The 8322-nt window shown below is 65.4% G+C and carries 9 protein-coding genes; 5 read left to right on the top strand and 4 right to left on the bottom strand.

Annotation, left to right across the window (positions count from 1 at the left end; all coding sequences use genetic code 11):
* Positions 1 to 1050, top strand: a 1050-nt coding sequence (gene lysA / locus FXV83_RS39980; RefSeq protein WP_148745532.1) for a diaminopimelate decarboxylase, incomplete at its 5' end; no start/stop codon positions are given.
* A 75-nt stretch (positions 1051 to 1125) separates the two neighbouring features.
* Here the strand turns inward: lysA and FXV83_RS39975 are convergent.
* Positions 1126 to 1644, bottom strand: coding sequence for an SRPBCC family protein (locus FXV83_RS39975; protein WP_148745531.1), 519 nt, complete (start codon positions 1642 to 1644; stop codon positions 1126 to 1128).
* A gap of 186 nt (positions 1645 to 1830) precedes the next feature.
* On the opposite strand from FXV83_RS39975, the gene FXV83_RS39970 reads away from it, so the two are divergent.
* Complete coding sequence (locus FXV83_RS39970; protein WP_148745530.1) at positions 1831 to 2529, top strand: winged helix-turn-helix transcriptional regulator; 699 nt, start codon at positions 1831 to 1833, stop codon at positions 2527 to 2529.
* A gap of 181 nt (positions 2530 to 2710) precedes the next feature.
* On the top strand, positions 2711 to 2995 hold the full coding sequence (locus FXV83_RS39965; protein WP_235940584.1) for a DUF1330 domain-containing protein: 285 nt from the start codon (positions 2711 to 2713) through the stop codon (positions 2993 to 2995).
* 79 nt (positions 2996 to 3074) lie between these two features.
* Here the strand turns inward: FXV83_RS39965 and FXV83_RS43375 are convergent, their stop codons facing one another.
* The 3 genes from FXV83_RS43375 to FXV83_RS39950 form a co-directional block, all read right to left on the bottom strand.
* Entirely contained in the window at positions 3075 to 3239 is a 165-nt protein-coding gene (locus tag FXV83_RS43375; RefSeq protein ID WP_187436497.1) for a hypothetical protein, read from the bottom strand.
* A 184-nt stretch (positions 3240 to 3423) separates the two neighbouring features.
* Positions 3424 to 4320 carry an NAD(P)-dependent oxidoreductase gene (locus FXV83_RS39955; protein ID WP_148745529.1) on the bottom strand — a complete coding sequence of 299 codons (897 nt, stop codon included), beginning with the start codon at positions 4318 to 4320 and terminating at the stop codon, positions 3424 to 3426.
* A gap of 217 nt (positions 4321 to 4537) precedes the next feature.
* Positions 4538 to 4921, bottom strand: coding sequence for a carboxymuconolactone decarboxylase family protein (locus tag FXV83_RS39950; protein WP_148745528.1), 384 nt, complete (start codon positions 4919 to 4921; stop codon positions 4538 to 4540).
* Between the two features lie 177 nt (positions 4922 to 5098).
* Here FXV83_RS39950 and FXV83_RS39945 point away from each other — a divergent pair, with 177 nt between their 5' ends.
* Both FXV83_RS39945 and FXV83_RS39940 read left to right on the top strand, forming a co-directional pair.
* Positions 5099 to 7129, top strand: a complete 2031-nt coding sequence (locus FXV83_RS39945) for a TIGR02302 family protein (RefSeq protein ID WP_148745527.1) — start codon at positions 5099 to 5101, stop codon at positions 7127 to 7129.
* Positions 7117 to 8262: a DUF4175 family protein gene (locus FXV83_RS39940; RefSeq protein WP_148745526.1), complete on the top strand. Its 1146-nt coding sequence runs from the start codon at positions 7117 to 7119 to the stop codon at positions 8260 to 8262. The genes FXV83_RS39945 and FXV83_RS39940 overlap by 13 nt, the downstream gene beginning before the upstream one ends.
* Positions 8263 to 8322: the final 60 nt, after the last annotated feature.

Genomic DNA, 8322 nt, shown 5'->3' with positions numbered 1-8322 from the left:
AAGCTCGGCGCCGGCGCCGACGTGGTCTCCGGCGGCGAATTGAAGCGCGCGCTGGCCGCCGGCATCCCGGCAAGCAAGATCCTGTTCTCCGGCGTCGGCAAGACGGAAGAAGAGCTGCGCGCCGCGCTCGCCGCCGACATCCTCTGTCTCAACGTCGAATCCGAGCCTGAGCTGGAACTGCTGTCGCGGCTTGCGAGCGAGATGGGCAAGACCGCCCGCATCTCGGTGCGCGTCAATCCGGACGTCGATGCCGGCACGCACGCAAAGATCTCCACCGGCAAGTCCGAGAACAAGTTCGGCATTCCGATCGCCTATGCCCGCGAGGTCTATGCGCGCGCGGCAAAACTCCCTGGCATCGAGGTGACCGGCACCGACGTGCACATCGGCAGCCAGATCACCGACCTCTCCAAGATGGAGACCGCGTTCCGCATCCTCTCCGAGTTCGTGCAGACGCTGCGTGCCGACGGCCACAACATCTCTCATGTCGATTTCGGCGGCGGCCTTGGCATTCCCTATTACATGGACCGCGAGGCGCCGCCGGCGCCCGATGCCTATGCCGCGATGGTCAAGCGCGTCAGCCACAATCTCGGCTGCACGCTGATGTTCGAGCCGGGCCGCATGATCGTCGGCAATGCCGGCATCCTGGTTGCGAAGGTGATCTATGTGAAGCACGGCGACGGCAAGAGTTTCGTTATCATCGACGCCGCCATGAACGATTTGATCCGCCCGACGCTGTACGAGGCCCATCACGATATTTTGCCGGTGACGCAGCCGGCCAAGGGCGCAGCCACGATCACGGCCGATGTCGTCGGTCCGGTCTGCGAGACCGGCGACTATCTGGCGCTCGACCGCACGCTGCCGACGCCCAAGCCCGGCGATCTCCTCGCCATCATGACCGCCGGCGCCTATGGCGCGGTGCAGGCCGGCACCTACAATACGAGGGCGCTGGTGTCGGAAGTGCTGGTGAAAGGCGATCGGTACGCAGTGGTACGTCCGCGCCTCGAAGTCGAGCAGCTGATCGCGATGGACACGCCGGCGCCGTGGCTGTGACACGCGGACGGGCGGCGCTCCGCGGCGATGAGCGCGGAGACCGCCCGTGTTCATCGCCGCGGGTGTCGACCGCACCTACTTCTTGAACCGGTCCCTGATTGCGGCGAGGCCGGAATCGTAGACGCCGTTGAGCGCGTCGATCGCTTCCTTTTCCTTGCCGGGATCGGGTGTGTAGGTGCCGGTCCAGGTCACCACCGACACGCCTTCACCCCTTGCCGTAACCTTGATGGTCGACTTGTACTGGCTCACCGGCAGCGGGCTCGACAGGAACGCGTAGGAATAGCTGTAGCCCCTGTCGTCACGCGCGGTCTGCGACTCGACGAAGGAGGCCTTGCCGTCCTTGGTGACGAGCGTCCGGGTCGGCGGCGATTTGCCGTCCTCGATGCACTGACCGACCGGCGGCAGCCAGTCCTTGATCGCGCAGAACGGGCCGATGACGGACCACACCTCAGCGGCGGCGCCGCTGACCTCGATGCTGTGCGTCAGGTTGGCTGCGGAAGCCGGAACGACGCCGGCGCCGAGAACGATGGCGCATTTCATGGCGTTGCTCAGCGAGGCGAGGAATCTGGAAGCGGTTGCATCGTCTTTCTTCATTTAAATCTCCTACATTTGACAGGCGGTGCCGCGGCGCGCCGCCTTGCTTACAATGCCGGTTCGGATAGACGCCGCCCGCGGTCCGCGGCCAGTTCAGAGAATGAATCGAGCCTGATACAGAAACTGAACTAGGAAGCCGCGCGCGCCGGCCCTAAGGTCCCGGCCTCTCTTGTCTCGGAGGCCCGCATGACCATCGGCAGCTACAGGCAGTTCTGTCCGGTCGCGATGGCGGCCGAGATATTGTGTACGCGGTGGACCATCGTGCTGCTCCGCGAACTCATTGCCGGTTCGACTCGTTTCAACGAGCTGCGCCGCGGTGTTCCGCGGATGTCACCTGCGTTGCTCTCGCAGCGGCTGAAAGAGCTCGAAGCAGCCGGCATCGTCATGCGTCGATCGTCGGCTTCCGAGCGTGGAGTGCTCGAATATCAGCTGACGGCGGCCGGGCGCGAACTCGGCCCGATCGTCGAGGCGTTCGGCGTCTGGGGCCAGCGCCGTATCGAATCGCATCTGTCGCTTCAGCATCTCGACGTCCAGCTGCTGATGTGGGACATGCGGCGAAATCTGAATACGACGCCTATGCCGAGCCGCCGCAGCGTCCTGCAGTTCGCCTATCCCGAGTTACCCGCCACGCAGCGCCTTTGGTGGCTGATCGTCGATCCCAACGAGAGTGTCGATCTTTGCTCCATCGATCCGGGTTTCGAGGTCGATCTCTACGTCTCGGTCGATCTGCGCACGATGACGGCGATCTGGATGGGGCTCGAAACCGTACGCGCTGCCGTTGCCAGCCAACGGATGCTGCTCACCGGTGACCGGCAGCTTGCCGCTGCCATGCAAAGCTGGCTGGGGCTCAGCCCGTTCGCCAAGGAACGCAAGCTGGCAAGCTGACGGACGCCGGCGCGATTCAGTATCTGTATCGCCGGGCTACAGTTCTCGTACTGGTCCGCCGCCGCCGTGTTCTGGCACATCGGTGCCATACCCTACGCCAATGAGGCAGGGGCAGACATCGAGTCAGGAGACACGGCATGACAGCCTATCTGATCGCAGACATCAAAGTGACCGACGGAAAATGGGCGTACCCGACTATGCGGCCTCCGTTCACGACCTCGTGCACAAGCACGGTGGCAAGTACCTCTCGCGCAGCGGCAATGTGAAGACGCTGGAAGGCGCGCCGCTCGACACTTCGCTGATTGCGATCATGTCGTTTCCCTCGGCGAAGGCGGCGGAATCCTTCGTTGCCGACCCCGCCTATGGCCGCTTTGCGGCGGCGCGCCGGAGCGGTAGCGACAGCCGTTTCCAGCTCATCGACGATACCGATCTGGCCGGCACGATCCCTTATCTCGCCAAGGCTTGAACTGCGTCTCGGCAGGAACTCGGACCCGGCCGCAGGCGCAGATCGTGCCCGGCCAACACAGGAGATTGGAATGAACGATTCACTCGCCGGCGCCGGCCCGCTTCGCATGTTTTTTCGTGGCTTGCAGCGTGGTCTTTCTGGTCGGACTTTCCGGCGCCGCCTCGGCCCGGGTCACGCGCTGCGACATCACCTGGGTCAGCTGCAACAACAACGCGGCGAAATGCTCCAGCGAGAGGCGTTGCATGCGCAGGTGCGATGAAAAGTACATCAAGTGCAGCGGCGGCGCGGCCTCCCTGCAGCTAGATCAGCCGATCGACCAAGTGGAACTCGGCCGACGCCGCTCGTAGCAGTTGTCCTTTCACACCGTAGATCGACCCGACGAAGACAACGCAGCGCCGGTCACCGGCGCTGCGTTTGTCGTGTTGGCGCTAGCTGGGCGACTTCGCACCCACCACCACGCCCGCCTTCTGCTCGATCGGCTTGATCGCCGCGGTGAAATCCGAGTCGGCGCCTTCGGTGCTGATCACGGTCTCCCACAACCGCCCGACCGCGTCGGCGACCTCCATCGACAGGCCGAGTTGCTTCATCTCCTCCAGCGCCAGCCGCACGTCCTTCACCATCAATCCGGTGGCGAAGCCGAAGTCGAAGCTGCGCGGCAGCACCGCGCGCGGAAACTTGTCGCGGCTCGCGGTGTTCATGCCGGAGCCGGCGTTGATGACGTCGATCATCACGGCGGGATCGAGCCCGGCCTTGACCCCCATCACGAGGGCTTCCGACGTCGCCACGATCGCGGTGGCCGACAACAAGTTGTTGGCGAGCTTCATGGTCTGCGCCGCGCCCGGCTTCTCGCCGATGAAGAACACTTTTCCGATCACGTCCAGCGCCGGCTTCAATCGCTCGAACTCCGCCTTGGGCCCGGACACCATCACCGCCAGCGTGCCCTTCTCCGCCCCGCCGACGCCGCCGGACACCGGGCTGTCGATCTGCACGATGCCGCGCTTGGCCAACAGACCGTGGATCTTCGATGCCATCTGCGAGCCGACGGTCGAAAGGTCGACGAAGCGTTTGACGGATCTGCCCTCGATCACGCCGTTCGCGCCGGTCGCGACCTCCAGTGAAGCTTGCAGCGACGGCAGACTCGCCATCACCGTCTCGACCCGGTCGGCGACGTCCTTCGGCGACGTCGCCGCGCTCGCACCGCGCGCGACCAGCTTGTCGACGACCTCCTTGCGCGTGTCGCACACGACGAGGCGATTTCCAGCCTCGACCAGCCGCCGCGCCATTGGAAAACCCATGTTTCCAAGGCCGATGAATCCGATGTCCATGGTGTTTCCTTGTGTTTGTTTTTCGTTGTTGGTTGCTCGGTGCGCGCCGTGCCCTCCGCCGTCGTCCTGGCGAAAGCCAGGACCCATCACCCCAGGGAGAGATCGTTGCGCGCGGTGGTAACTCCGAGTCCCCGTAACCAAATGCGACGGTGGCTATGGGTCCTGGCTTTCGCCAGGACGACGATCGCGAGGGACGCGACGGCCCTCACTCTTGCACTCACGCCTTGCCATCGATCTCCGCGAACACCTCGCGCGCAATGCGAAAGCTGTCGACCGCGGCCGGCATGCCGCCATAGATCGCGACCTGCAACAGGATCTCGCGGATTTCGTCGCGGCTGACACCGTTGGTAAGCGCGCCCTTCAGATGTGCGCGGAATTCGTGCTGCCGGTTGAGGATCGCAATCATCGCGATGTTGAGCATGCTGCGGGTCTTGCGCGGCAGTTCCTCGCGGCCCCACACCGTGCCCCAGCAATATTCATTGAGCATCTCCTGGAACGGACGGTTGAAGTCGTCGACGTTCTTCAGGGCGTTGTCGACATAGGCCTCGCCCAGTACCGCTTTGCGGACTTCCAGGCCCTTGTCGTGCATCTTCTTGTCCATGGCGTTTCCTTCATTTCTCTTGCATGTTCCTTGGATCGCGGCGCGGAAATTACGGGGTTGGGCCGGAGCAGTCACGTCCTCGTGTTATGCGGGAAAAGGGGTGTCTCCCGTACAGGAACGGATGCCTCAGTGCTGCCGTTGTGATAGGCTTCTGTACCGGGCAACCTGGAGAGCTGATTGAACGGCGTCACCCCCGACCCGTCAGACCCGATCCGCGATGGCGACGCTCTGTCGCGGCTGAAGCTGGCGCAGGCCCTCGATCGGGCCACCTATGCCATCGCGTGGGAGCGTGCCTGGCCGCATTTGGCGCGCCTTCTGACTGTTGCCGGCCTGTTCCTGGTGGTGTCCTGGGCCGGTCTGTGGCTGGCGCTGCCCTTCGTCGCACGCGCCATCGGTCTGGTTGTCTTCGCCGGATTCGCCGCCGCCGCCGCCTTTCCGCTAATTGGTTTTCGCTGGCCGAGCCGCGAGCAGGCGCTCGCGCGGCTGGACCGGGGCTCTGGCATCCGTCACCGCCCCGCCACCACGCTCACGGACACGCTGACGTCGCAGGACCCAATCGCGAAGGCGCTGTGGCAGGCGCAGCGCGCGCGCACGCTGGCCTCGCTCAAGCGCATCCGCGCCGGCCTGCCGCACCCGCGGCTCGCGCTGAGCGATCCCTGGGCGCTACGCGCGGCGGTCATGGTGATGCTGGTTGCGACCTTCTTCGCGGCTGGGGACGAGCGCGCGATGCGCGTCGGTGCCGCCTTTGACTGGAACGGCGTGCTGGCGCCGGCCAACATTCGTGTCGATGCCTGGGTCACGCCGCCGCTCTACACCGGCAAGCCGCCGGTCATCCTGTCGGCCGCCAACAAGGAGGCCGCGGCGCTTCCCGCCAGCGGTCCGCTCGCCGTTCCCGCCGGCTCGACCCTGATCGTGCGCTCCTCCGGCGGCAGCCTGGATGTGACCGTCTCCGGCGGCCTCAAGGAGGTCGCCCCCACCGAGGCTGCGCCCAAGGGCACCAACGAGAAGCATTTTGCCATCACCGGCGACGGCACCGCCCACGTCCGCGCGCCCTCGGGCCAGCCGCAATGGGCCTTCACGGCAACCCCGGACCGCGCGCCGACGATCGCGCTTACCAAGGATCCGGAGCGCCAGGCCCGCGGCGCGCTCCAGCTCTCCTACAAGATCGAGGACGATTACGGCGTCACTGGCGCCGAAGCGCAAATTGCTCTGCGCCCCGCCGACGCCAAGCCTGCTGACACCAAGCCTGCTGACACCAGGTCTGCTGACACCAGGTCTGCTGGCGCCAAGGATGGTGCCAAGAATGGTGCCAAGGATGGCACGAAGGACGGCAGCAAGGACGCCGACACCAAGGTCGCCGCGCGGCCGCTGTTCCAGCAGCCGCGATTCCCGCTCGTGCTGCCGAACGCGCGCACCCGCAACGGCCTCGGCCAGACGGTGAAGGACCTCAGCGAGGACCCCTATGCCGGCGCCGACGTGACGTTGACGCTGACTGCCAAGGACGAGGCCGGCAACGAGGCGAAGAGCGATCCCTTCAACATGCGCCTGCCCGAGCGGCTCTTCACCAACTCGCTCGCGCGCGCGCTGATCGAGCAGCGCCGCATCCTCGCGCTCGACGCCAACAAGAATTCCGACGTCTACGCCGCGCTCGATGCGCTGATGATCGCGCCTGAATTGTTCACGCCGGATGCCGGCTGCTATCTCGGCCTGCGCAGCCTGGCACTCCAGCTCGAAGCGGCCCGCACCGATGACGCGCTGCGCGATGTCGTGGGCAGCATGTGGGCGTTCGCGGTCACCATCGAGGACGACGGTGTCGCCGGCAGCGTCAACGCCGCGCTGCGCTCGGCGCAGGATGCGCTCAAGCAGGCGCTCGAACGCGGTGCCAGCGAGGAGGAGATCAAGGCGCTGACGCGAAAGCTGCGCGAGGCGATGGCTGGAAAGGTGCGCGACGTCGCCCGGCGCGCCGAGCAAAATCCGCTGGGAGCCCGGCAGCCTTTCCCCGCGGAGGTCCAGCTCATTCTCGACAAGGCGGTGGAGTTGCGACAGAAGACCCAGAATGCCACGGCGGCGCAGCTCGAGGAGCTGGCGCAGCAGCAGGACGCCTTGCGCGAGCAGCTCCAGGCCTATCGGAAGTCGGCGAACAGCCGGGCGAAGGCGCCGGGCGACGGACCCAATCAATTTACGCGAGACCGGAAATGCGGAAGTTAGCACGCGTGCCAGTCTTGCAGGCGATGTGGATCGCCTGCCTTGCCCTCCTGTTGGGAGGCTTCCCGGCCGTCGCCGCTCAGCAGGATCAGGATCCTGATGCACTGCTCGATGGCGCGGAAAAGGCAATGCAGGACGCCGGCGACAACCTCCGGCAGAAGGAGTCTGGGCGCAGCCTGAACAATCAGTCCGACGCCATTCAGAAGCTTGAGGAATACAAGCGCGCGACTGAAAGAAGCCAGTCGTCCAATCGCGATCGCTCCGTCATTACCCAGCGCGATTTGGACGAGATGGTGAAGCAGATCGAGAAGCTGGCGCGCGAGGGCAATCGCGAGGCGGCCCAGCGCATGCTCGAGCAGCTCGCGCAGATCATGGAAAATCTCCAGATGGCGCAGCCCGGGCAATCCGGCGACAGCGACATGGAGCAGGCGCTCAACGAGCTCAGCGACATGATCCGCAAGCAGCAGCAATTGCGCGACAAGACCTACAAGCAGGGCCAGGACTCCCGACGTGACCGCTCGCGCGGAAAGCAGCAGGGCGACCAGTCGATGTCCGACCTCCAGCAGGACCAGCAGTCGCTGCGCGAGCGCCTGAAGAAGCTGCAGGACGAACTCGCCAAGCGCGGCCTCGCCCAGAAAGGACAGAAGGGTCAGAAAGGGCAGCAGGGTCAGCAAGGCGACCAGGGCCAGCCCGGCCAGAACGGCGATCAGGACGGTGACCAGGGCGATGACGATGGTGGCCTCGATGCCGCCGATGGCGCCATGGGCGATGCCGGCTCCAAGCTCGGTGAGGGCAATGCCGACGGCGCCGTGGACTCGCAAGGAAAGGCGCTCGATGCGCTGCGCAAGGGCGCGCAGAAGATGGCCGAGGCGATGCAGCAGGGCGACGGCGATGGTCAGGGCGACGGTCCCGGCAATCGCGCCGGCCGCCAGCAGAGCGGCGGCAATCAGACCGATCCGCTCGGCCGCCCCCTCCATGGCCGCGAGTTCGGCGACGACTACACCGTCAAGATCCCCGGCGAAATCGACGCCCAGCGCGTCCGGCGCATCCTCGAAGAGCTCCGCCGCCGCCTCGGCGACACCTCGCGTCCGCAGATCGAGCTCGACTACATCGAGCGGCTGCTGAAGGATTTTTAGAGGCGGTAGCCTGGCTGTTCCCCAAGGTCGTCCTGGCGAAAGCCCATTGGCGCTAAAATA

The organism is Bradyrhizobium hipponense, assembly GCF_008123965.1.
GTDB lineage: Bacteria > Pseudomonadota > Alphaproteobacteria > Rhizobiales > Xanthobacteraceae > Bradyrhizobium > Bradyrhizobium hipponense.
This window is presented reverse-complemented; position numbering and strand designations above follow the sequence as displayed.

What these genes read in the sequence shown, in the direction of transcription:
- FXV83_RS39975 (WP_148745531.1), bottom strand. Translation starts at nt 1,644, where the DNA reads ATGAAGAAAGACGATGCAACCGCTTCCAGATTCCTCGCCTCGCTGAGC.
- FXV83_RS39970 (WP_148745530.1), top strand. Translation starts at nt 1,831, where the DNA reads ATGACCATCGGCAGCTACAGGCAGTTCTGTCCGGTCGCGATGGCGGCC.
- FXV83_RS39965 (WP_235940584.1), top strand. Translation starts at nt 2,711, where the DNA reads ATGGGCGTACCCGACTATGCGGCCTCCGTTCACGACCTCGTGCACAAG.
- FXV83_RS43375 (WP_187436497.1), bottom strand. Translation starts at nt 3,239, where the DNA reads ATGCAACGCCTCTCGCTGGAGCATTTCGCCGCGTTGTTGTTGCAGCTG.
- FXV83_RS39955 (WP_148745529.1), bottom strand. Translation starts at nt 4,320, where the DNA reads ATGGACATCGGATTCATCGGCCTTGGAAACATGGGTTTTCCAATGGCG.
- FXV83_RS39950 (WP_148745528.1), bottom strand. Translation starts at nt 4,921, where the DNA reads ATGGACAAGAAGATGCACGACAAGGGCCTGGAAGTCCGCAAAGCGGTA.
- FXV83_RS39940 (WP_148745526.1), top strand. Translation starts at nt 7,117, where the DNA reads ATGCGGAAGTTAGCACGCGTGCCAGTCTTGCAGGCGATGTGGATCGCC.